19 protein-coding genes are annotated in these 23,718 nt (G+C 68.1%); 6 read left to right on the forward strand and 13 right to left on the reverse strand.

The features are described 5' to 3' along the window. Nucleotides 1-4 precede the first annotated feature (4 nt). From WFK98_RS23055 to WFK98_RS23070, 4 genes are all read left to right on the forward strand, one after another. On the forward strand, nucleotides 5-379 hold the full coding sequence (locus WFK98_RS23055; RefSeq protein ID WP_266340987.1) for a RidA family protein: 375 nt from the start codon (nucleotides 5-7) through the stop codon (nucleotides 377-379). A gap of 97 nt (nucleotides 380-476) precedes the next feature. Continuing rightward, entirely contained in the window at nucleotides 477-1,949 is a 1,473-nt protein-coding gene (locus WFK98_RS23060; protein ID WP_336801933.1) for a M81 family metallopeptidase, read from the forward strand. 139 nt (nucleotides 1,950-2,088) lie between these two features. Further along, nucleotides 2,089-3,519 carry an MFS transporter gene (locus WFK98_RS23065; protein ID WP_336801934.1) on the forward strand — a complete coding sequence of 477 codons (1,431 nt, stop codon included), beginning with the start codon at nucleotides 2,089-2,091 and terminating at the stop codon, nucleotides 3,517-3,519. Between the two features lie 83 nt (nucleotides 3,520-3,602). After that, complete coding sequence (locus WFK98_RS23070; RefSeq protein WP_336801935.1) at nucleotides 3,603-4,856, forward strand: aminopeptidase; 1,254 nt, start codon at nucleotides 3,603-3,605, stop codon at nucleotides 4,854-4,856. 65 nt (nucleotides 4,857-4,921) lie between these two features. On the opposite strand, the gene WFK98_RS23075 is transcribed toward WFK98_RS23070, so the two are convergent. Together WFK98_RS23075 and WFK98_RS23080 are read right to left on the reverse strand one after the other, a co-directional pair. Next, on the reverse strand, nucleotides 4,922-5,266 hold the full coding sequence (locus WFK98_RS23075; RefSeq protein ID WP_336801936.1) for a DUF6616 family protein: 345 nt from the start codon (nucleotides 5,264-5,266) through the stop codon (nucleotides 4,922-4,924). Between the two features lie 71 nt (nucleotides 5,267-5,337). Next, nucleotides 5,338-5,847: a MarR family winged helix-turn-helix transcriptional regulator gene (locus WFK98_RS23080; protein WP_336801937.1), complete on the reverse strand. Its 510-nt coding sequence runs from the start codon at nucleotides 5,845-5,847 to the stop codon at nucleotides 5,338-5,340. A gap of 289 nt (nucleotides 5,848-6,136) precedes the next feature. On the opposite strand from WFK98_RS23080, the gene mprF reads away from it, so the two are divergent. Further along, on the forward strand, nucleotides 6,137-8,764 hold the full coding sequence (gene mprF, locus WFK98_RS23085) for a bifunctional lysylphosphatidylglycerol flippase/synthetase MprF (RefSeq protein WP_336801938.1): 2,628 nt from the start codon (nucleotides 6,137-6,139) through the stop codon (nucleotides 8,762-8,764). Further along, complete coding sequence (locus WFK98_RS23090; protein ID WP_336801939.1) at nucleotides 8,761-10,167, forward strand: virulence factor family protein; 1,407 nt, start codon at nucleotides 8,761-8,763, stop codon at nucleotides 10,165-10,167. The genes mprF and WFK98_RS23090 overlap by 4 nt, the downstream gene beginning before the upstream one ends. 94 nt (nucleotides 10,168-10,261) lie before the next feature. Here WFK98_RS23090 and WFK98_RS23095 read toward each other — a convergent pair whose 3' ends face one another. From WFK98_RS23095 to WFK98_RS23145, 11 genes are all read right to left on the reverse strand, one after another. Next, entirely contained in the window at nucleotides 10,262-10,699 is a 438-nt protein-coding gene (locus tag WFK98_RS23095; RefSeq protein WP_266341212.1) for a DoxX family protein, read from the reverse strand. A gap of 97 nt (nucleotides 10,700-10,796) precedes the next feature. Next, complete coding sequence (locus WFK98_RS23100) at nucleotides 10,797-12,704, reverse strand: DUF2207 domain-containing protein (RefSeq protein ID WP_336801940.1); 1,908 nt, start codon at nucleotides 12,702-12,704, stop codon at nucleotides 10,797-10,799. Between the two features lie 10 nt (nucleotides 12,705-12,714). Continuing rightward, nucleotides 12,715-13,269 carry a LemA family protein gene (locus WFK98_RS23105; RefSeq protein ID WP_336801941.1) on the reverse strand — a complete coding sequence of 185 codons (555 nt, stop codon included), beginning with the start codon at nucleotides 13,267-13,269 and terminating at the stop codon, nucleotides 12,715-12,717. 209 nt (nucleotides 13,270-13,478) lie between these two features. Continuing rightward, nucleotides 13,479-14,936 carry a patatin-like phospholipase family protein gene (locus WFK98_RS23110; protein WP_266341209.1) on the reverse strand — a complete coding sequence of 486 codons (1,458 nt, stop codon included), beginning with the start codon at nucleotides 14,934-14,936 and terminating at the stop codon, nucleotides 13,479-13,481. A gap of 72 nt (nucleotides 14,937-15,008) precedes the next feature. Next, nucleotides 15,009-15,857 carry an ABC transporter permease subunit gene (locus WFK98_RS23115; RefSeq protein WP_336801942.1) on the reverse strand — a complete coding sequence of 283 codons (849 nt, stop codon included), beginning with the start codon at nucleotides 15,855-15,857 and terminating at the stop codon, nucleotides 15,009-15,011. Continuing rightward, nucleotides 15,854-16,624: a taurine ABC transporter ATP-binding protein gene (locus tag WFK98_RS23120; protein ID WP_266341207.1), complete on the reverse strand. Its 771-nt coding sequence runs from the start codon at nucleotides 16,622-16,624 to the stop codon at nucleotides 15,854-15,856. The genes WFK98_RS23115 and WFK98_RS23120 overlap by 4 nt, the downstream gene beginning before the upstream one ends. A 231-nt stretch (nucleotides 16,625-16,855) precedes the next feature. Beyond that, nucleotides 16,856-17,872, reverse strand: a complete 1,017-nt coding sequence (gene tauA / locus WFK98_RS23125) for a taurine ABC transporter substrate-binding protein (protein ID WP_336801943.1) — start codon at nucleotides 17,870-17,872, stop codon at nucleotides 16,856-16,858. 432 nt (nucleotides 17,873-18,304) lie between these two features. After that, complete coding sequence (locus WFK98_RS23130; protein ID WP_442907471.1) at nucleotides 18,305-20,782, reverse strand: membrane-bound PQQ-dependent dehydrogenase, glucose/quinate/shikimate family; 2,478 nt, start codon at nucleotides 20,780-20,782, stop codon at nucleotides 18,305-18,307. Between the two features lie 349 nt (nucleotides 20,783-21,131). Beyond that, a complete protein-coding gene (locus tag WFK98_RS23135; RefSeq protein WP_266341204.1) occupies nucleotides 21,132-21,677 on the reverse strand; it encodes an RBBP9/YdeN family alpha/beta hydrolase in 546 nt (181 codons plus the stop codon). Between the two features lie 238 nt (nucleotides 21,678-21,915). Next, a complete protein-coding gene (locus tag WFK98_RS23140) occupies nucleotides 21,916-23,118 on the reverse strand; it encodes a lytic murein transglycosylase (RefSeq protein ID WP_336801945.1) in 1,203 nt (400 codons plus the stop codon). A gap of 151 nt (nucleotides 23,119-23,269) precedes the next feature. Then, on the reverse strand, nucleotides 23,270-23,614 hold the full coding sequence (locus WFK98_RS23145; protein ID WP_266341202.1) for an MmcQ/YjbR family DNA-binding protein: 345 nt from the start codon (nucleotides 23,612-23,614) through the stop codon (nucleotides 23,270-23,272). Between the last annotated feature and the right edge of the window lie 104 nt (nucleotides 23,615-23,718).

Raw genomic sequence — 23,718 nt, forward strand, 5'->3', positions numbered from 1 at the left:
TTTCATGAGCAAATTGAAGACCGTCTACGGCGCCTCGCATGTGCCGCTCTCGCCGGCCGTGCGCGCGGGCGATTTCGTCTATGTCTCCGGCCAGGTGCCGACGGATTCGACCGGCACCGTCGTCGCCGGCGGTATCGAGGCGCAGACCCGGCAGACGCTCGAGAACGTCAAGGCCGCGCTGGCGCTCGCTGGCTGCACCATGGACCAGGTGGTGAAGACCTTCGTCATCATCACTGACGCGCGCGACTTCGGCGGCTTCAACAAGACCTACGCCACCTTCTTCCCGACCGAGCCGCCGGCCCGCACCACCGTCGAGGCGCGGCTGATGATCGACATCAAGGTCGAGATCGAAGCCATCGCCTACGCTCCCCAGAGCTGACATAGAACCAGGCTCCGGCTCCGCCGGGGCCTTTTTTTCTTTCCCGATCGCGCCGGGATCGCCGATCCCGCGCCCATGAGCCCGGATCTCTCCAGTCATGCGCATCTTCGCCGCTTCGCTCGCGACCGAAACCAACACGTTCTCGCCCGTCCCCACTGACCGGGCCAGTTTCGAGATGGCGTTCTATGCGGGACCCGGGCAGCACCCCGAGACGCCGACGCTCTGCTCGTCGCCGATCGTGGCGCTGCGCCGCCGGGCGAAGGCGGACGGCATCGACCTCGTCGAGGGCACCGCGACCTGGGCCGAGCCGGGCGGCCTGCTGCAGCGCGCCACCTTCGAGGGACTGCGCGACGAGATCCTCGACCAGCTGCGCGCCGCGATGCCGGTCGACGCGGTCGTGCTCGGCCTGCACGGCGCAATGGTGGCGCAGGGCTATGACGACCCCGAGGGCGACCTGCTCGCCCGCATCCGCGAGATCGTCGGGCCGGACGTGCTGATCGCCGCCGAGCTCGACCCGCACAGCCACCTGACGCCGAAGCGGGTGGCGAACTCGAACATCCTCGCCGCCTTCCTCGAATTCCCCCACACGGACTTCTACGAGCGCGGCGAGCACGTCGTCGATCTCGCCATCCGCGCGCTGCGCGGCGAGATCAAGCCGGTGATCTCGACCTTCGACTGCCGGATGATCGACGTGTTTCCGACCAGCCGCGAGCCGATGCGCTCCTTCGTCGACCGGATGAAGGCGATGCACGGCAAGGACGGCATCCTGTCGGTGTCGCTGATCCACGGCTTCATGGCCGGCGACGTGCCGGAGCTCGGCACCCGGATGCTGGTGGTGACCGACGACCGCAAGGCCGAGGGCGACGCGCTGGCCGAAAAGCTCGGCATGGAGATCTTCTCGCTGCGCGGCAAGACGATGATGCCGCAGCTCGGCATCGATGCCGGCCTCGACAAGGCGCTGGAGCTGGTGGCGGCGAAGCCCGGCAAGCCGGTGGTGATCGCCGACACCTGGGACAATCCGGGCGGCGGCGTCGCCGGCGACGGCACGCTGATCCTGCATCGCATTCTCGAGCGCGGCATCGACAACATCGCCGTCGCGACAATCTGGGATCCGCTCGCCGTCACCTTCTGCCTGGCGGCAGGCGAGGGCGCGCAGATCCAGCTTCGCTTCGGCGGCAAGGCGGGCCCGGACGGCGGCGCGCCGGTCGATGCCATGGTCGAGGTGATCCGCGCGGTTCCGGAAAGCTGGCAGAGCTTCGGCGCCAGCCGCGTGACGCTCGGGCCGACAGCCTGGGTGCGTCTTCTCGGCACGGAGATCGACGTGATCCTCAACACCAACCGCACGCAGACCTTCGAGCCGGACGTTTATTCCAATCTAGGCCTCGACCCGCTGAAGAAGGACATGCTGCTGGTCAAGTCGACCAACCATTTCCACGCCGGCTTTCTGCCGATCGCGGCGGAAATCCTCTATATCGACGCCGGCGCGCCCTATCCGTCGAACCCGCGCGTCACCGACTATCGCAAGCTGAACCGGCCGATCTGGCCGCGTGTGGAGAACCCGCACGGCTGATGCGCGAACGGGGAGCGGCGCGATTGTCGCGCCGCATTCCGCTTGTGCTCGCCGGCCGAAAGCGCGATGACTCGGAGGTTCGATGTGTCGCCGGCTGGCATCACGTCGCCTTTCGTCCTCTCCTGCGCCGTCGGCCGGCATGACCTCCGCCCCATCCCAGACCTCGACCCATAGATCGACATGGATCGCCCTGCTCGTCGCGGGAGCGTTCTTCATGGAGAACCTCGACGGCACGGTCATCGCGACCTCGCTGCCGCAGATGGCGCATTCCTTCGGCGTCGCCCCGGTCGACCTCAACATCGGCATGTCGGTCTACATGCTGACGCTGGCGATCTTCATCCCGGCGAGCGGCTGGATGGCGGACCGGTTCGGCGCCCGCACGGTGTTCGCCTCGGCGGTCGCCGTGTTCACGCTAGCCTCGGTCTTCTGCGCCTTGAGCGACTCCGTCCTTACCTTCGTGCTGGCGCGCACGCTGCAGGGCGTCGGCGGCGCGATGATGGTGCCAGTCGGTCGCCTGGTCGTGCTGCGCAACACCTCGAAGAGCGACTTGATGCGGGCGATCGCGGTCCTGACCTGGCCGGCGCTGTCGGCGCCGATCCTCGGCCCGCCGCTCGGCGGCTTCATCACCACCTACGCGTCCTGGCACTGGATCTTCATCCTGAACGTGCCGATCGGCATCGTCGCACTGGCGCTCTCCTTCTGGCTCATTCCGAACGAGCGCGGCGACGCCCGCCAGGGCTTCGACTGGATCGGCTTCCTCCTGACCAGCTTCGCCTGCGCCGGGCTGATGTACGGGCTCGACCTGGTCGGCCAGAGCCATGTCGACTGGGTCGTCGGCGCCGGCATTCCCGTCGCGAGCGCGCTGTTCTTCTGGATCGCGCTGCGCCATTCCGGCCGCCACCCGCATCCCCTGCCGGACCTCTACGGCCTGACGATCCAGACCTTCGCCGTCACCATGAAGGGCGGCTCGCTGTTCCGAACCGCGGTTAGCGCCGTGCCGTTCCTGCTGCCGCTTATGTTCCAGCTCGGCTTCGGCCTCGATCCGTTCCAGGCCGGCCTCTATGTGCTGGCGCTGTTCGCCGGCAACCTCGCCATGAAGCCCTTCACGGGCCTGGTGCTGCGGACCTTCGGCTTCCGCAACACGCTGATCGGCAACGGCCTGTTCTTCGTCGCGACCCTGCTCGGCTGCGCGCTGCTGACGCCGGCAACGCCGTGGCCGGTGATCATGGTGGTGCTGTTCTTCAGCGGCGCGGCGCGTTCGATGCAGTTCACCGCCATCGGCACCATGGCCTTCGTCGACGTGCCGCAGGATCGGATGAGCGGCGCCAACATGCTGTTCAGCCTGGTGCAGCAGATCACCTTCGGCCTCGGCATCGCGCTCGGCGCCATCGCCCTGCGCCTGTCCGATGCCTGGCTGACGCCCGACATGGAGGGGCTGACGCTGCGGGATTTCCACGTGGCCTTCCTGATCGTCGGCCTCGTCGGCCTGATCGGCCTCTATGACAGCCTGGCGCTGCCGCATGACGCCGGCGCGCCGGTCAGCAAGCACCGTGCGCGGGCGCGCGCCTGAGCCCGCCCGCCGGAGCCATCGACTTCCCCTTCGGTCCGCCCGGGCGGACCGTTCGAACGAAAACGAAGAGCGGAGTTTCTGCCATGACCAAGTTGAACAAGGACCCGTCGCTCACCCACGAGCAGAAGCTCGACCGGCTGGGCGAAGTGGCCGTGCGCGTCGGCCTCGGTCTGCAGCCGGGCCAGGAACTGGTGATGACCGCGTCGCTCGACGCCTTGCCGCTGGTGCGGCGGATCACCGAGCACGCCTACAAGGCCGGCGCCTCGCTGGTGACGACGCTGTTCTCGGACGAGGAGGCGACGCTGATGCGCTATCGCCACGCGCCGGACGGCAGTTTCGACGTCGCCTCGGGCTGGCTCTTCGACGGCATGGCGTCCGCCTTCCGCAACGGCGCGGCGCGGCTCGCCATCGCCGGCGAGAACCCGTCGCTGCTCGCCGGCCAGGATCCCGACAAGGTGTCGCGCGCCAACCGCGCCCGCTCCAAGGCCTACATGCCGGCGCTGGAACTGATCGCCGGCTTCGACATCAACTGGACGATTGCCTCCTTCGCGTCGCCTGCATGGGCACGCGCCGTCTTCCCGAACGAGACCGAAGAAGTCGCGGTGGCGAAACTCTGGGATGCGATCTTCGCCGCCTCGCGCGTCGACCTCGTCGATCCGATCGCCGCCTGGGGCGAGCACAACAAGGCGCTGCATGCCCGCACCAAGCTCCTGAACGATAAGCGCTATTCGGCGCTGCGCTTCGTCGGTCCTGGCACCGACCTGACCGTCGGCCTCGCCGACGACCATGAGTGGGAAGGCGGCGCCTCGACGGCCAAGAACGGCATCGTCTGCAATCCGAACATCCCGTCGGAAGAGGTGTTCACCACGCCGCACAAGAACCGCGTCTCCGGCCATGTCACCAGCACCAAGCCGCTCTCCTACCAGGGCACGCTGATCGAGGACATTTCGGTGCGTTTCGAGGAGGGCCGTATCGTCGACGCGACCGCCCGCAAGGGCAGCGACGTGCTGTCGAAGGTGCTGGACACGGACGAGGGCGCGCGCCGTCTCGGCGAGGTGGCGCTGGTGCCGGATTCCTCGCCGATCTCGGCCAGCGGGCTGCTGTTCTACAACACGCTGTTCGACGAGAACGCCGCCTGCCACATCGCGCTCGGCCAGGCCTATGCCAAGTGCATTCGCGGCGGCGACACGATGAGCCCGGAAGACCTGGCGGCGCGCGGCGCCAACAAGAGCCTGATCCATATCGACTGGATGATCGGCTCGCGCCACATCGACATCGACGGCATCGGCGCCAATGGCAGCGTCGAGCCGATCATGCGTCAGGGCGAGTGGGCCTGACGCCCGAGGTTCTGCGCGTTCCGATCGAGGAGCCGGGCGATGCGCATCGCCCGGCTCTTTTCTTGTCAGGCCGTGGCGGCGGCCAGTCTGCCCATGTGGCGAACGAGGTCGGTGGCGGGCCCCGCCGCATTGATCGTGTCGAAGTAAGCGTGCCAACCGGAAGCCGCGATGCCGTCGAGCAGCGCATCCAGCGCCGCTTCGTCTGCAAGGCGCCAGATGGCGAAGAACGACTGCGACGCCGGGCGGAGCTTGGTCGCGTCGGTTTCGCCAAAAGCGAGGGCCTCGATGCCCAATTCCGACAGGGCGGCCATGCCGGCGCCGATCGCCTCGAAGAACTGCTGCTTGTCCGCCGGATCGAGTGCGATCCAGGCTGGCTTGGGCGAATAGAGCTCGGCCAGATAATGCGTCATTTGTTGGTTCCTTGGGTAGGTCGTCTCATGGCCCCCGTCGTGACGAAAGGGGCCTGCTGCGATTGGGCGGGTCAGGCAGTGCGATCGCCGGATCCGCTATCCGTCGCCAGCCAGACGCGCCGCAGCAGACCGCTGAGGACGCGCTGTTCGTCGTCGCTGAGATCCGCCAGCAGCGTGTCGATCCAGCGGGTGTGCTCCTGAAACAGCGTCGCCGCCATTTCCTCTCCCTTGCCGGTCAGCCGAACAGCGACCCGCCGGCGGTCCTCGGCCATGGCGTGGCGGGCGAGGAAGCCATCGCGCTCGAGGCCATCCAGCAGCCCCGTGATGGTCGCCCGCGTCACGCCGGCGCGTTCCGCCAGTTCATGCGGCGACAATCCGTCCGGGCGATCCCGAAGCAGGAAGAGCAGCACGAACTTTCCCTCGGAAAGCTGATGCGGCGCCAGCCGCGCGGCGCAATCGCGATCGATTGCGGCCGCGAGGGTCAGCAATTCGAAGCACAGGCGCAGGTTGCCGATGTCGGTCTGGCCGCGCTGCCGGGCTTCATCGAGAAGTGCGAGGTGTTTCTGTTCGAGCGTAATCATATGGCGCCTTCTAATATGGCGCCTAATCACATGTCAATATTTTGTGCGGGTGGGCCGGAAGTCCGCATCGGCCTCAATGCAGCCAGAATTGAAGCTCTTCAAGCTTGCTGTAGGATGCAAGGAGAAGGCAGCGCTGCGGCGGTATGGACGTATGGGTCCGAACCCGGCCGGAGTTGCGAAGTCCACGATGACCCAAAGCGCCATGATGTCCGTTCCGAACGCCGAAAGCCCTCCGGAAGCGAAGAGCCGTCCGGCAAGCCGGAACTCTTCCGGGTCGAGGCGGGAAGCCATGCCCGACGATGTCGAGGCCTTCAACGTCCCGAATGAGGCGGACGAGGTCGAGCCTTCCCACTATGAGCGCTGGAAGGCCGTTCTGACGCCCTGGCGGCCGGCCATCACCGCGCTCGCCGGTATCGTCGTCGTCGTCCTCGTCTGGCTCGCCATCTCGAAGCTGATCGCCGAGGTCGACTACAATGACGTGCTCGACACGCTGCATGCGACGCCCGTCTGGGCGATCGCCGCCGCGCTCGGCTTCACGGCGCTGAGCTTCCTCGCGCTCAGCATCTACGACCTCTCGGCGCTCCGCTATCTCGGCCGCGCGATCCCGTATCCGATCGTCGCGCTGACGGCGTTCTGCGCCTATGCGGTGGGCAATACCGCCGGCTTCGGCCCGCTGACCGGCGGCGCCATCCGCTTCCGCTTCTACGCCCGGCTCGGCTTCGAGCCCGCCGACGTCGCCAAGGTGGTCGCCTATGTCACCGTCGCCTTCGGCATCGGCCTCGCGGGCGTCACCGGGCTCGGCCTCACCTTCGCCGCCCATGATCTCGCCGATCCGCTGTCGCTGCCGCCGACCCTGCTCAGGGTGTTGGGCGGGCTCATCCTGGTGCTGATGGCCGGCCTGTTCGCCTATTCCGCCTTCGGCAATGGCCGCATCGGCTGGCGCGGCCTGTCCGTGCCGCTGCCGCGCCCCGGCCTCATGCTGGCGCAGTTCGCCGCCACCCTCGTCGATGTCTCGGCCGCCGCCGCGGTGCTCTGGGTCCTGCTGCCGCAGACCGATGTCGGCCTGCCGGCCTTCGTCGCCGTCTATGCGGTAGCGATCGGCCTCGGCGTCGCCAGTCATGTGCCGGCCGGCCTCGGCGTGTTCGAGGCGGTGATCATCGCCGTCGTCGGCAGGACCGCCTCGGTCGATCAGGTGCTGTCGGCGCTGATCCTCTACCGCGTGATCTATTACGGCGTGCCGCTCCTCGTCTCCTCCGGCCTCGTCACCGGCATGGAGGTGCGCCGCGCCGCGTCCGGGGCGCAGGCCTCGCGCGTTCTTAGGGCCGGCGCGCAGCTTTCGCCGCGCGTGCTGGCGACGCTCACCTTCGCCCTCGGCGCCGTGCTCGTGCTTTCCGGCGTCACGCCTGCCGCCGACCAGCGGCTCGACCTGCTCTCCGACCTGCTGCCGCTGCCGATCCTCGAAGGCGCGCACTTCCTCGAAAGCGTGCTCGGCCTCGGCCTGATCGTGATCGCGCGCGGCCTGGCGCACCGGCTCGACGGCGCCTGGTGGGCCGCGGTGGTGGCCGTCGGTGCGGCGGTCATGCTGTCGCTCTTGAAGGCGCTCGCGATCAGCGAGTCGATCGCGCTGGCGCTGCTGTTCATCGCGCTGCTGGCGGCGCGGCGCGAGTTCAATCGGCCGGCCTCGCTGCTGCACCAGCGGCTGACGCCCGGCTGGCTGCTGGCGATCACCACCGTGATCGTGACGGCGGCGGCCGTGATGTTCTTCGTCTACAGCGACGTCGAATATTCGAACCAGCTCTGGTGGCAGTTCGAGTTCTCGGAAGAGGCGCCGCGCAGCCTGCGCGCGCTGCTCGGCGTCGTCATCGCCGCCGGCTCCTTCGCCGCGTGGTCGCTGCTGCGCGCCTCCAAGGGCAAGACCGGCCAGCCCGAGCCGGAAGAGATTGCCGAAGCCGTGCGGATCCTGGCGGCGCAGCCGCATCCCGACGCCAACCTCGTTCGCATGGGCGACAAGACGCTTCTGTTCTCGGATGATCGTCGCGCCTTCATCATGTTCGGCCGCCAGGCCCATTCCTGGGTGGCGCTGTTCGATCCGATCGGGCCGCGCTCGTCCTGGCCGGGCCTGATCTGGCAGTTCGTCGAGATGGCGAGGGCGGCCGGCGGGCGCGCCATGTTCTACCAGGTGATGCCGGAAAACCTCGCGCTCTATGCCGATGCCGGCATGCGCGCCTACAAGCTCGGCGAGGCGGCACAGGTCGATTTGCAGAACTTCGACCTGAAGGGCGCCAAGCGCGCCAGCCTGCGCCATGCCTTCAACCGCAGCCAGCGCGAGGGCCTGAGCTTCGAGCTGCTCGAGCCGGACCAGGTCGAGCAGTCGATCGACGACCTGCAGCGGATCTCCAATCTGTGGCTCGCCGAGCACCGCGCCCGCGAGAAGCGCTTCTCGCTCGGCGCCTTCGACCGCGCCTATGTGATGGCGCAGCCGGCCGCCATCGTGCGGCGCGACGGGCGCATCGTCGCCTTCGCCACCGTGATGATGACGGGGATGAAGCAGGAGGCGACCATCGACCTGATGCGGTTCGAGCCGGAGGTGCCTGCCGGCACGATGGAATTCCTGTTCATCAGCCTCATGCTGCATCTGAAGGAACAGGGCTATCACCGCTTCGATCTCGGCATGGCGCCGCTTTCCGGCCTTTCCGAGAGCCCTGCGGCGCCGTTCTGGCACCGGATGGGCCGGGCCGTGTTCGAGCATGGCGAACGCTTCTACAATTTTCATGGGCTGCGGGCCTTCAAGGCCAAGTTCCAGCCCCAATGGCAGCCCCGGTACATCGCCGTATCCGGGGGCATGTCGCCGGCGCTCGCGCTGGCCGACGTGACAGTGCTGATCAGTGGCGGGCTCAAGGGAGTGGTTGGTAAATGATCCGGAATTGGCTCTTCGCGACGGTGCTTGCCTGCGCTCCGCTGCCGGCGCTGGCGCAGGACGCGCCCGCCGCCGACGCGGCGCCGAAGGCGGACGGCTTCACGACCGGCCTGCTCGGCAAGCCGGAGATCCTGCTGCCGACCGAGACCGTCACCGGCGCCGTCTTCCTGTTCTCCGACAAGACGGGCTGGACGCCCGAGGACGAGACCACGGCCAAGAGCCTGCGGGATGCGGGCGCCATCGTCGTCGGCATCGACACGCCGAAGTTCCTGGCGGGTCTCGAGGCCGACAAGGGCGAGGACTGCGTCTACGTCGTCGGCGACATCGAGGATCTGAGCCATCAGATCCAGCGCCAGCTCGGCACCAACATCTATCATTCGCCCGTCATCGCCGGCATCGGCACCGCCGGCGCGCTGGCGCTCGACCTCGCGGCGCAGACGCCGGACGCCACCGTCGGCCGCACCGTCGCCGTCGATCCGGCGCTCGCGCTGCCGCTGGTCAAGGCGCTGTGCACCGACGCACCGCGCACCGAAGTCGCCGGCGGCGTCACCTATGGCCTGGAACAGGGCGATCCCGCCAATCCGGTCGACGTGATCTACACCGCCGCCGCACCCGCCGACGGCAAGGCGCATGTCGCCGATCTGCAGAAGCAGGGCTTCAAGCTCAAGGACAAGACGGTCCAGGGTGATGCGCGCGCCGCGCTGCTCGACCGCCTGCAGCACCTCCTGGTGCCGAAATCGACCGATTCCGACCCGCTCGCCGACCTGCAACTCATCGAGCTGCCGGCGACTGCGAAGCTCGACACGCTGGCGATCGTCTATTCGGGCGATGGCGGCTGGCGCGACATCGACAAGTCTGTCGCCGAGACGCTTCAGAAGGAAGGCGTCCCGACCGTCGGCGTCGACTCGCTGCGCTATTTCTGGTCGAAGAAGACCCCGGAGCAGACCTCGGCAGACCTCGCCCGCATCATCGAGGCCTATACCGAGCGGTGGGGCGTCGATCATGTCATCCTGATCGGCTATTCCTTCGGCGCCGACGTGCTGCCAGCCGCCTATAACCGCCTGCCGCCCGACGCCAAGGACATGGTCTCGCAGCTGTCGCTGCTCGGCCTGTCGGAGGCGGTCGACTACGAGGTTTCGGTCGGCGAGTTCCTCGGCACCAGTTCCAGCGAGGGCCAGACCCTGCCGGACCTGAAGCTGATCAAACCGGCGCTGGTGCAGTGCGTCTATGGCGAGGAAGAGGACGATTCCGCCTGTCCGAAGCTCGAAGGCAGCGGCGTCGAGTTGATCAAGACGACCGGCGGCCACCACTTCGACGGCGACTACGAGGCGCTGGCGGCCAAGATCCTCGACGGCTTCAAGCACCGCGTCGCCACCGGCAGCCATCCGCAGGCGAAGAAATAGGCTGCGGTGGAACGTCAGCTTCCCAAGCTGGCGTTCCAGCCCCCTCACCATCGACATGCTGAGGAGGCCCGAAGGGCCGCCTCGAAGCACTCGCTCAGGGAGAGGTGAGGGACGTTCTTGCCCTCCCGAGCGGGGACAGCCGCAGCGCCAGCTTTTCGCCGGGGCCGTGCACGGCGGCGAAGAGCAGGCCGGCGATGAAGGTGAAGTGGTCGACGAAGAAGCCGAAGTCGACCTGGTTGCCGCTCCAGTGCGACGGGCCATGAAAGGCGAGCGCCAGGAAGAGGATGTACGCCGCCGCCAGCAGGGCCGCCTCCGAGAAGAACGCCCCGGTCAGCAGGGCCAGGGCCAGCACCGTCTCGAAGATCGCGGCGACCCAGGCGAGGAACAGCGGGAACGGGAAGCCCGCCGAGGCGATGTAGCCGGCGGTCGCATTGATGTCGACGAACTTGAACGTGGCGGCCATCACGAAGACGCCGCCGAAGATCAGCCGGGCGATGAGGATGGCTGTGGTTCTGAGTGCCGGTGTGTCCATGGTTCGGTCCCTCCCGAAACGATGCGCTATGCAAGAGCGACGAACGGGCGATACCGCTTTCGACAGGGGGCGTCGATTTCTCTCCGAACCGGTTCCTTTACCAGCCGGAACCGCCGCCTCCGCCGCCGCCGCCGCCCGATGAACCGCCGCCACTGCTGCCGCTGAAGCCGCCGGAGCCCGAGCTTGAGCCCGGGGCGGTCGAGGCGGAGGCGACCGTCTGCGACAGGCCGGAGCCAAGGCGGTCGACAAGGTCGGTGGCGCTGCGGTTGTTGCTGGCGAGATACCAGCTTGAAACCGCGGCCGTGGCGCCGGCGGCCGCCAGCACGCCGGCGAATTTCTTCGCCCAGGCATTCTCGACGTCGAGCGCCACCGCATAGGGCAGATAGCGCTCGAACAGCTCCGGCGTCTTCTCCGGCGGATGCAGCATCTCCAGCCGATGTTCCTCGGCGATGCCGAGATACTGACGGAAGCCGGCGATGGCGTCTCGCAGCTTCTGGCCCTCCGGCGTCGGCGAACGCATCCACGAGAAGGCGGAGGCCAGCATCGGCAGCAGCGCGAAGGGCAGCACCAGCACGGCGAGGTCGAGCGGGCCGCGCACGGCGCTCAGGAAGACGCCGAGCCCGGCGCCGCCGAAGGCGAGCGCGAAGATGCCGGTGAAGAGCAGGGCGAAGATCCGCTTGTACCAGGGGCTGCCGCGCAGCGAGCGCAGCGTCAGGCCGACGACGATCGAGGGGACCGACAGGAACACCAGGCTAAAGGCGGCGACCATGCCGTTCTCGCCCATGGCGATGACCAGGCCGATCGCGGCCAGGACATAAGCGGCCAGCGCGATCAGCACGCCGCCCGTCAGCCAGCCGCTGTTCATGTTGAACACGGTGCCGGAATAGGCCTTGGCGAGGCCCTTCGCCAGCGTCGCCTTGGCGTTCGAAAGCGTCGCGTGGTTCGATTGCACCAGCGAGATCTCGCCGCGGCTGCGGAAGAGCGCCTGCGCCGCCGCCGTCTCCGGCGCCGCGATCGGCTTGCCGCCCGGCGTGCGGCTCACCACCAGGGTCTTGCCGCTGTCGGCGATCTTCAATTGGCCCTTGACGCCGAGATCGAGGATCGCCGCCGTGAAGGCGCGGTCGTCGAAGCCCATTTCGGAGACATAGCGCGTCGCGGCGGCCGAAAGGCCCTCCGGCGGCGTGAACAGCGGAATGACGGGGCCGGGCTTCGGGTCGCGGCCGGCCTTGCGCCAGGCCTGGAACAGATAGAGCAGCCCGCCGACGGCGCCGAGCAGGGCGAAGATGGCGCCGATATTGTCGTGAAGCCACCAGACCGTGCGCTGGCCCTGGCTCGGCGCGTCGACGACGCCCTTTTGCCAGGCGGCGGCGACGGTCAGGCCGTTGTGGGCGGGGAGAGGCGCGGTGGTGCGGAAGACGATCCGTCCCGGCTCCTTCGAGACGACCTCGGCGTCCTGGCCGCGCTCGCCCTGCTGGCCGGTATAGATCGCCGTGTTGCCGAAGGGGACCGCCTCCGGCAGCGTGATCCGCGCCTCGGCGACGTCGATCGGGAAGGTCCAGCCGGTGCCGGTGGCGTTCCAGTAGAGCTCGTCGAAACCGTCGAAGAAGCCGATCTGGCGCGTGGTGCGGTAGCGGATGACATAATCGTGCGGGCCGGGCGAAAGCAGCGTGTCGGCCGAGCCGATGCGGATGCGCTTGCCGTTCGAAAGCTGCTCGATCGCGAAAGGTTCGTTCCGGCCGTCGCGGGTGACGGATTCGACGTCGAAGCCGACGACGACCGAACCGCCCTTGTCGTCGCGGTAGGTGGTCGGGAAATCGCGCAGGATGCCGCGGCGGATCTCGTTGCCTTCCGCCTGCACGCGGATGGTCTCGGTCACGTCGAGATCGCCGTTCTTCTGCACGTTCACGTCGGAGACAAAGCGCAGGATGCGCTCCTCGGCGCCGGCCGAAGCCAGCGGCGAAAGCGCGAGCAGCAGACCGACGACGAGACCGGCTATGCGTCGCATGGCGCGCGCCTCAGAACGAGACCTTGGGCGGTATCTGCGCGGCGGCGCGGTCCTCGATTTCGTAGAACGCCTCGGGACCGAAGCCGAACATGTTGGCGACCAGCACGCTCGGGAAGGTCTGGATCGCGGTGTTCAGGTCGCGCACCGTGCCGTTGTAGTAGCGGCGCGCCATCTGCATCTCGTCCTCGATGTTGGCGAGTTGCGCCTGCAACTCGCGGAAATTGGCGTCGGCCTTCAGGTCCGGATAGGCCTCGGAAATGGCGATCAGCCGGCCGAGCGCGCCGGAAAGCGCCTGGTCGGCCGCCGCCTGGCTCTTGACGTCGCCGGCGTTCATGCTCGCGGCGCGCTTGGCGGCGACATCCTCGAAGATGCCCTTTTCGTGCGCGGCATAGCCCTTCACCGTCTCGACCAGGTTGGGGATCAGGTCGGCGCGGCGCTTCAGCTGCACGTCGATGCCGCTCCAGCCCTCATGGGCGAGGTTCCGCTTGGCGACGAGGTTGTTGTAGAGGCTGACGGCATAGAAGGCGGCCGCCACGATCACGGCCAGGACGATCCATGTGGTCAAGGTCTTCTCCCTCGGCTTGGCCGCGTGACCGCTCTGTGGCCGCGCTGCGATTTTCGAATCCCGCCCGCGTCAAACTGGCGTCGATCGTTGATAGCGCTTCAGGGTGGCGATTGCGAAGGGCCTGTCCGAGGCGCAGCTGCCCGCATTCCTATCGAGGGGAGACGACGTGGACTATGACGCCCCTCACAAGGTGGCCGCCGCCGCGGGCGTCAGTTCCGCGCCTGCGGGCCGATCGCGTCGAAGATCCGCGAGCGTTGGCGGGCCTCGCGCGCGACCTTCTGGATGTTGGGGTTGCGCTGCACGGCCTCGCGCCCGGCGGCGATCACGAGCTCCACCTGCGCCTTGTCGAGGCGCAGCCGGGTCGGAATGTCGTTCAGTCGCCGGTAGAGCGACGGGTCGGCGTCGCGGAAAGTCAGATGCTCGGTGGTGACGACGACATCGCGGCAGTTCCAGCCGACGAGCGTGCCTCGATAGCGCAGGACCTGTGCCGTGGAGAGGCCGCAGCGATAGCGGATCAACTGCTGTTGCCATTCGTTCAGCGTCAGGTCGACGGCATCGAAGCCGTGTCCGGTCGAGGCGGCGATCGTCGTATCGGCGACCGAGCGCAGGATCTTGCCGAGATGCGGGTTCTTCGGCGAGGCGCCCCAGTCATATTGCCCGTCGACGCCGGCGTCGGTGACGATGAACAGGAAGTTGTGCAGGCGGACGGCCTGATGCGCCGAGAGCGGCGCATAGGGCGTGGCGGCGGCGGCCCGCTCCAGCGACAGGCCGCTGACGCCGAGATTGTCCGTCAGCCCGCCATCCAGCAGGCGGACATATTTGAGCTCGTCCTTTGACTGGTAGGAATCGAGCGCCCGCGCATAGGCCTGCAGGCGGATCGAGGGATTGTCGGATTCGAGCGCCTTCTGCAGCCAGGCCGGCCTCCGGTAGTTGCATTCCCCCTTGGTCGGCGTGTTGAGCACGACGGGCGCGAAGACGACCGGCACGGCGGCCGAGGCCGCGACGGCATCGGCGATCTTGATCTGGTCGAGGTCGCTGCAGAGGGCCGAGAATGTGTCCTGGGTAAAGAGGAAGGGCGTCTTGTTGTAGATGTCCGACGCCGTGATCCAGACGATCGGCCGGTCCGGCTTCTCGAAGGCGGCATAGGTCTTGCCGTCGAACAGCCTTTCGTCGAGCCAGCGGCCGAAGCTGCTACGGTCGTTGGCGCCGCCCTGCATGGCGGCGGTCATGAGATTGGCGGGGTTGGGCGACGTCCGCATATAGGCCTCGGCGTTCTGCTCGAGGAAGCGTTCGCGGAAATCGACGAACTCGTCCTTGCCCTTGTAGCCGAGATAGGCCGCCATGACGGCGCCGCCCGAAGTGCCGGCGACGGAGCGCACGTCGTCGACCAGGCTGCGCTCGCGCGGGTGGTCGTCGATGATCAGCGTGTCGAGTTCGAGAAGCGCGCCATAGGCGAAGGCGGCCGCGCGCGTGCCGCCGCCTGAAAAGGCGAGCGCGACGATTGTGCTGCCGTCATCGGTCGGGTCGGGCATGGCATCCGGCGACGGCTTGCCGGCAACTGGGCTGGTCTGGTTGATCGGCGTGCTGTCGATTGCCGAACAGCCCGACACCGCGATGGCCGCCGCCAGCCCGACGAGCCGAAGCGCTGCTCCTAGCCTGCTTTGCAACGATCCATTCCCCACGCCCGCTCTTTCCCGGCAGTCTAGGGAGGGAGGGATTAAGCCTCCTTGAACGGGCGCTCAGGCCTTGCCGGCCCAGGGCACCAGGCGGCGCTCGATCCAGCGCAGCGTCGCCTCCAGCGCGAAGGCGACGGCGGCGATGACGAGGATGCCCATCAGGACCACGTCCGTGACCAGGAACTGCGCCGCGGACTGGATCATGAAGCCGAGGCCGCGCGAGGCGGCGACCAGTTCGGCCGCAACCAGCGTCGACCAACCCGCGCCGAGCGCGATGCGGATGCCGGTCAGGATCGAGGGCAGGGCGCTCGGCAGCACGACATGGCGGAGCAACTGGCCGCGTGTCGCGCCGAGCGAGCGGGCGGCGTTCAGCCGGTCGGGATCGACGCCCTTCACGCCCGCCGCCGTCGAGATGACGATCGGTGCCAGCATGGCGACGCCGATGATCAGGATCTTCGACGGCTCGCCGATGCCGAACCAGATGATGACCAGCGGCAGGTAGGCGAGCGGCGGGATCGGGCGCAGGAATTCGATGATCGGATCGAAGATGCCGCGGCCGATGCGGCTCGCGCCGATGGCGAAGCCGATCGGCACGGCGATCGCCGTCGCGCCGACGAGGGCCGCGAAGACGCGGGCGAGGCTGGCGGAAAGGTGCTGCCAGAGTGTCGCGTCGACGAAGCCGTCGCGTGCGACGGTCAGGAACGCCTTGCCGACCGCGAGCGGCGACGGCAGGAACAGCGCCGAGACCAGCTGGAAATGGGCGGCGACCGTCCAGGCCAGCAGCAGCGTGACCAGCGTCGCGGCCGCCGTGAGGGCGACGACCGGGCGTTTTCGCGGCGCCGGCGGCCGGGAGGCTTCGGACTCGGCGCTTCGCGCCGGCGCGAGGACCGTTTCGGCGAGTTCGAGGCTCATGCCGCTTCCCTCTCAAAGATGCTGTCGAGCAGGTCCTCGCGCGCCGCGACGAAGGCGGGACTCGCCTTGATCGAGCGGGCGCTTTCGCCGGCAAGACGACGGCGGCCGAAATCGACGTCGAGGCGGCGGATGATGCGGCCGGGGCCGGGCGCCATGACGATGATGCGGGTCGCGAGGTAGAGCGCTTCCTCGACGCCATGGGTGATCAGCAGCGTGCCGGCGCCGCTCGCGTCCCAGGCGGAGAGCAGCAAGTCCTGCATGCCTTCGCGGGTCATGGCGTCGAGCGCGCCGAGCGGCTCGTCCATCAGCAGGAAGGCGGGGTCGGCCGCGAGCGCCCGAGCGAGGCCGACGCGCTGGCGCTGGCCGCCGGAAAGCTGCCAGATCGGCCGGTCGCCGAGACCGGCGAGGCCGACGACGTCCAGCAGCCGGTCGGCCTGCTGCCGCCGTTCGGCCGGGCCGATGCCGGCGAGCCTGGCGGCGAAGGCGACGTTTTCCGCCGTCGTGAGCCACGGGAACAGCGCGTCGTTCTGGAAGACGACGGCGCGCTCGGCGCCAGGGCCGGCGACCTCCCGGCCATCGACCAGCACGCGGCCGGCATCGGGCGTCAGGAACCCGGCCGCCAGGTTGAGCAGCGAGGTCTTGCCGCAGCCCGAGCGCCCGACGATGACGACGAACTCTCCGGACGCAATGTCGAGCGAGACGTTCGAAAGCACGGGCGCGCCGCCGTCATAGCGAAGCGAGACGTTTTCCAGCGCGAGATGGGGCATGGGCGAATTCCTTCCGTGCCGCTCTTGGCGATCGTTCGATGGTCTGGCAACGCCGTCATCCCCGAAGCCCGGGATGACGGCGAACTCGTGGGTCGGCCTCGTGCATGCTGAGAGGACGGCAGAAGGGACGTCCCCCCGAAAACGGTTTGGCCCGTTCCGCGACAGAGGGGCGCGGAACGGGCCGGGTGTAGTCGCGGCATGGGCCGGCCGCCGACGGCCGCCGCGACGACCTCAGTTGGAAGCTTGCGCCTCGGTCACGAACTTGGTGGTGACGTAGCCGCTATAGTCCGGGAGCACGGCCGGGATCTTGCCCTGCTCCTTGAGGAAGGCCGAGGCGTCGGCGATCGCCTTCACCGTGCCGCCGCCGAGCAGCGCGTTGGAGGCCTGCTCTTCCAGAAGCGGGAAGTGGTAGCCCTTCAGCAGGGCCGGGACTTCCTCGACCTTGGCGCCGGTCAGACGGGCGATCTTGGCGGCCTGTTCGGACTTGGCGTCCCAGGCTTCCGGCTTGGCGCGGAAGTCGGCATAGGCCTGGCCCGTCGTCTTGACGAAGGCCTTGACCGCTTCCGGATGGGCGTCGGCGAATTTCTTACGGACGATCCAGGCATCGAAGGTCGGCGCGCCGAAGGTCGCGACCTGGGCCGAGTCGGTCAGGACCTTGCCGTTTTCCTTGATCTTGCCGAGCGCCGGATCCCAGACATAGGCCGCGTCGATGTCGCCGCGCTCCCAGGCGGCGGCGATCTCCGGCGGCCGCAGGTTCAGGATCTCGACCGACTTCGGATCGATGTTCCAGTGCTTCAGCGCGGCGAGCAGGCTGTAATGGGTCGTCGAGACGAAGGGCACGGCGATCTTCTTGCCGACGAGGTCCTTCGGTTCGCTGATCTTGGCGCCGTCGCGCACGACCAGCGCCTCGGATTCGCCGATCAGGCCGACGACGAAGATCGTCTCGATCGGCAGTTCGCGGCTGGCGGCGGCGGCGAGCGGGCTGGAGCCGACATAGCCGATGTCGACGGCGCCGGAAGCGATGGCGGCGATCACGTCGGCTCCGGAATCGAACTTCTTCCAGTCGATTTTGGCGTTGGCGGCCTTTTCATACAGGCCGTCGGCCTGCGGGACCTTGGAGGGCTCGACGACGGTCTGGTAGCCGATGGTGAGCTTGGTCTCGTCGGCGCGGGCGGTGGCGCCGGCGGCGAAGGTCAGGCCGATCGCGGCGGCGGTGGCGACGAAGGTGCGGCGGGTGATGCGTGACATGGTTCTGTCCTGAAATGATCGCGCAGACAGCCGTTCGCGGAACGGGAGCGCGGGAGAAGCTGGAATGCTGCAATGATGCCGCGGCGGGCGCGGCGTCGCCCTCAGGCGACCTCGACCGTGGGGTCGGTCAACAGGGCCGGGTTGTCATGACGCGTCTCCCTTGGGGCTTAGCCGTTGTTGGCGCGGGGCAAGCCGATCCTGAAATCGCCGCGGCGGTCGATCATCCGACCTTGCCTTCAGACTAGGCAATGACGGCTTAGGCGATAAAGGAAGTCGTTTTTAATTTTGAACTAGGTCGTGGTCGTTCGTTGCGCGTTTTCCGTGTCGCGCGGTCATGGGCTCACCCAGCGGAAAGCCGGCGGCACGCGGGCAAAGAAAAAGGGAGGCCGCTGGTGCGGCCTCCCTCGGGTCTGGTTCGCCTCTTGTGGCGGCTCAATTCGCCTTCGGCAGGGCGTAGGCGACGATGTAGTCGCCGCGATCCGGCGACTGGCGGGCGCCGCCGGCCGAGATGACGACGAACTGGCGGCCGCTCTCGGGCGACACATAGGTCATCGGCGTCGCCTGGGCTCCGACCGGCAGGCGGGCCTTCCAGAGCTCCTGGCCGGTCTTGCTGTCGAGCGCGCGCAGGTAATAGTCCTGCGTGCCGGCGTAGAAGACGAGGCCGCCGGCCGTCGTCGTCGGGCCGCCGAGCGAGGGCATGCCGATCGGGATCGGCAGGCGGGTCTTCATGCCGAGCGGGCCGGTATCCTCCAGCGTGCCGGCCGGGACCTGCCAGGCGACCTGGCGGGTGTTCAAGTCGATGCCGGTGATCGTGCCATAGGGCGGCTGGTGGCAGGGAACGCCGAGGGGCGACATGAAGCCGTTCTTCAGCGCGCCATAGGGCGTGCCCTTCTGCGTGCCGAGGCCGTCATGCGCCGCCGACGGACCGTAATTGTCGGCGACCTCGCGCTGCAGCAGCTCGACGAACTGCGGCATGCGGATGTCGTTGACGACGAGCAGGCCGTTCGCCTCGTCGATCGAGGCGCTGCCCCAGTTCATGCCGCCATAGTAGCCCGGGAAGATCAGCGAGCGGGTGGTGCCGGGCGGGGTGAACTCGCCCTCGTAGCGCATCTTCTTGAAGGCGATGCGGCAGAAGAGCTGGTCGAGCGGCGTCGCGCCCCACATCCGCGCCTCGGTGAAGGGCTCGGTGCCGATCGAGGGCATGCCGACCGAATAGGGCTGGGTCGGGGAGAGGAAGTCCTCCTTTACGCCGCCGGTCTGCGGCACCGGCTTCTCCTGCACCTCGGCGATCGGCTTGCCGTCGCGCCGGTCGAGCAGGAAGATCTGGCCGCGCTTGGTGACCTGGACCAGCGCCGGGGTGGTGCCGCCCTTGCCGTCCGGCAGGTCGTAGAGCGCCGGCTGCGAGGGAACGTCATAGTCCCAGAGGTCGTGGTGCACGGTCTGGAACTTCCAGCGCTCGCGGCCGGTCGCCATGTCGAGGGCGACGACCGAGGCCGTGTATTCCTCCGCCGCCTTGGAGCGGTGCGCGCCGAAGAAGTCGGGCGTGGCGTTGCCGGTCGGCAGGTAGACCAGGCCGAGCGCCTCGTCATAGCTCGGCGTCGACCAGACGTTCGGCGTGCCGCGCGTATAGCTCTCGCCGGCCGGCGGGGCGCCGGTGATCGACGGGTTGCCCAGATCCCAGGCCCAGGCGAGTTCGCCGGTGCGGGCGTTGAAGGCGCGCACGGCGCCCGAGGGCTCGCCGGTCTCGACATTGTCCCAGACCCAGCCGCCGACCAGGATCAGGTCGCGCATGACGGTCGGGGCCGAGGTCTGGAAGTAGAAGCCGGCCTTGACGTCGCCCATGCCGTTCTTGAGGTCGACGGTGCCGTTGTTGCCGAAGCTGGCGCAGGGCTCGCCGGTCTTGGCGTCGAGCTGGATCAGGCGGGCGTCGATCGTCGTCATGACGATGCGGGCGCCGCAATTGTCGGCGACGGGGGCAGGCGCCGGCGCGGTGGGCGCTTCGGCTGCGGGAGCTGCCGCTGTCTCGGTGCCGTCCGCCGGCGCCGGGGTGGCTTCGGTCGCGGCCGGGGCGGGGGCCGGAGCCTCTACTGCGGCGACGGCCGTCGGCTCATAATAGCTGACGCCGCGGCAACGCTGCCAGACCGGCGACTTCGCCTGCGGGTCGAATTTCCAGCGCACTTCACCGGTCTCGGCGTTCAGCGCGTGGACGATGTTGTGTGGCGAGCAGGTGTAGAGCGTGTCGCCGATCTGCAGCGGCGTGTTCTGGTCTTCCGAGCCCGAGACGGCCGGATCGCCGGTCTGGAAGGTCCAGGCGACCTTCAGATCCCTGACGTTGTCGCGGTTGATCTGGTCGATCGGTGCATAGCGCGTGCCGTGCGGCGTGCGGCCATAGTGGCGCCATTCTGTGGCGCTCATCGCCGCCGGCGGAACCGCCGGCGTCGAGGTGGCCGAGGTGACGTCGTTGCGGACGACGCCATGCGGCAGGAAGGCGTAGAAGGTGGTCGCGCCGAGCGCGACGATCAGCGCCAGCGCGCCGAGCAGCGCCGGGGCCGAGCTGCTCTTGCGGGCCGGGAAGGCCGGCACCAGCAAAAGTGCGATCACGGCGAGCACGGCCGGGGCGACCAGGCGCGGAACCAGTGGCCAGAAATCGAGTCCGACCTCCCAGAGCGCCCAGGCCAGCGTGGCGAGCAGGATGACGATGTAGAGCCACGCCGCGACGGGGCGGCGCAGGACATAGAGAATGCCGACGATGAAGAGGCCGATGCCGGCCAGCGCGTAGTACCAGGAGCCGCCGAGCAGGATCAGCTGCACGCCGGGAACGGCGAGCCCGAGTCCGATGAGCGCGACGATGATTCCAAAGAGGACGAGCAACCAACCGCCTATGCCTAGCGGAGCTCTCGAGCTGGCCATTTTTCACCTCGGTATGGGGCGTCGCGGCCCGGGGGGAAGGCGGCGCCGAGTTTGCGATTGAGCCAAGAAGGCCGACCACGCCAATGCGCGCCTGGCGGCGCGCGGGCTCAACGGGAGCCCGAAATTAGTATAAGTGCCTATCCATTATGACGCAACGCGCCGGCCTTGACCGCCATCGAACGGCTGCAATCGCGGCCGGCGCGATAGGATTCGCGCGCCGGCCGCGACGTCATTTTGATATCCGGCGCTTCGCGAAACCGGGCAGGATGACCGGATCGGCCGCGCGAGCGGGCGCGCAGGCAGCCGAATCAGCTCGGCTCTCTGCGGTCGGGTAATGGCGTTGCGGAAATCAGGCGGCGGCGCGGATCGGCTGGCGGCCCAGCTGCGAGGCGAGCCGGAACCCCGCCGGCCAATGGCCGTGCCCGCTCTCCGGGTTGACGTGGCCGGCATGGCCGAGATCGACCAGCTCGGAGCCCCAGCGCGCCGCGAACAGCCGGCCGCGTTCGACCGAGATGTACGGGTCGTTGCGGCTCAGCGCCAGGATCGAAGGGAATGGCAGGCGCGACAGCGGCACGTCGCCGAAATCGGCCAGCGGATGGTCGGGGGCGAGACTGTCGACGTCGGCCGGCGCCACCAGCAGCGCGCCGGCGATGTTGTTGCGCGGATAGCGCTTGGCATAGGCCGCGACGAGCACGGCGCCGAGGCTGTGGGCCACCAGGATCGGCTGCCGGGTCCGGCGGATGGCGGCGTCGAGGCGGGAAAGCCAGGCCTCCAGCTTCGGGGAATGCCAGTCGTCCTGCTCGACGATGCGCGCATCGGCGTCGACATCCAGCCAGCGGCGCTGCCAGTGGCCGGCACCGGATCCCTGCCAGCCGGGAATGATCAGACGGGACATGACGGCTCTCTGTCAGTTCAGGATGCGGTCAGGATAGGGGAAGGGGCGGATCGATCGAAGGAATGAGGGTCCAAGCTTGCGGGCGATGCCGGATTATCTTCCCTCGGATCGCGCAATGCTTGGAAGTGCAACCGCCGGGCGGTCTGGAAGCCTCGCCGGCGGAAAGCATCGACGAATCCGATGCTTGCGGCCATCGGCCTCGGGAGGCGGCCGGGCGTCGCCGCCCGGCCGATCGTTGTCAGGTGCCGGCGCGCAGGCGCTGCAGCAGCGCGGCGTCGGGATAGGAATCGGCCGGCATGCCGAGGTCGATCTGCATCGCCTTGACTGCCGCGCGGGTGCCGGCGCCGATCATGCCGTCGACCTTGCCGACGTCATGGCCGCGCTTGGCGAGCAGCCGCTGCAGCTCGATGACTTCCTTGTAGGGGAGCTGCTTGGCATCGGTGCCGCGGCCGACCTGCGGCGCGCCGGCGAGCCTCGTCGCGAAGTAGGCGGCCGTCGTCGCATAGATGAACGACTGGTTCCATTCGAGATAGACCCGGTAGTTCTGGTAGGCGAGGAAAGCCGGACCGTTGCGGCCCATCGGCAGCAGCAGCGAAGCCTTGTAGTCGGTGTCCGGAAGCTTCGAGCCCGGCGCGACGGTGACGCCCATCTTCTTCCAGGTCGAGACCGGATGCTGGATCTGCAGGTCGGCCTGCGACCAGTCGAGGTTCTCCGGCAGCCGCACCTCGGTCAGCCAGGGCTGGTCGCGCTGCCAGCCCTCGTGCACGAGCAGGTTGGCGGCGGAGGCGAGGACGTCGGGCACGCTCTTGATCAGGTCGCGGCGGCCGTCGCCGTCATAGTCGACGGCGAAATCGCGGTAATGCGTCGCCAGGAACTGCACCTGGCCGAGTTCGCCGGCCCAAGGGCCCTTCATCTCGGCCGCCGTCAGGTCGCCGCGGTCGATCACCGTCAGCGCCGCCATCAGCTGGTCGTGGAAGAGCTGCGGACGGCGGCAGTCATAGGCCAGCGTCGCCAGCGAGCGCAGCGTCGGCATGTTGCCGAGATTGGCGCCGAAATCGGTCTCGAGGCCCCAGAAGCCGACGAGGACCGCGGCCGGCACGCCGTAGTCCTTCTCGATCCGGTCGAACAGCTTGGCGTTCTGCTTGATCAGCTGCGCGCCCTTCTGCAGCCGGTACTTGGCGACCATGCGGTCGGAGAATTCGAGGAAGCTCTGCGAGAAGACGTTCTGCGCGCGATCCTTGGCGATGACGTCGGGCGCGTAGGCCAGTCCGTCGAGCGCGCCGATCGCCTTAGCCGAAATGCCGTTCTGGGCGGCTTCCTTGCGGAAACCGTCGAGCCAGGCGGGGAAGCCGGATGCGTCGTTGCAGGAAGCGGCGAGGGCGGGGGCGGCCGAAAGGGCCAAAGCGAGGAATGTCGCGAGCTGCAGGCCAGCTTTTCGCATGGGTACCTCCGAGGGGGGAGTGGCCGGGGGCCGTGAATGTCGGGACCGCGATTGCGCGGCCCGGAATCGATCGAACGGATGTTGACCACCGCAATCCGCCGATTCCATGACGAATTGCAATGTCGAAATGCAATCCCCGATTGCCGGCGTGCTATCCGTCGGCGTTGAAGGCCTGGACCAGCCGTTTCGGCGCGGTCTGGCGCCAGGATTTCTCGACCAGCGGTGAAAGCCGCTCGGCGTCGATCGCCGGCAGGCGCACCAGCACATAGGCATAGCCGCTGAAATGATCGTTGGTGAAGAAGATCTCCGGCTCCATCGCGATCAGCATGTCGCGATCGTCGAAGTCCATCTTCAGCGCGAAGGTGGTTCCATCCTCCTGCATCCGGCCGAAGAAGGTCTTGCCGAGATAGAAGGAAAGCGTGCCGTGGGTAATACCCTCGCGCACCTCGGGCAGCGCCAGGAAGATCTGCTTCAGCTTCGCCGTGTCGACCGCCATGGCCGTCCTCCCGCGCGTTCGATTTCGCGGGAGACAGATTGCGCCGGATCGCGTCATGCGGCCAGCCCAGCGCCATCGGGCGATTCAGGGCTGGCGGTCGCGAG

Source organism: Kaistia sp. MMO-174 (assembly GCF_037147815.1).
Lineage (GTDB): Bacteria > Pseudomonadota > Alphaproteobacteria > Rhizobiales > Kaistiaceae > Kaistia > Kaistia nematophila.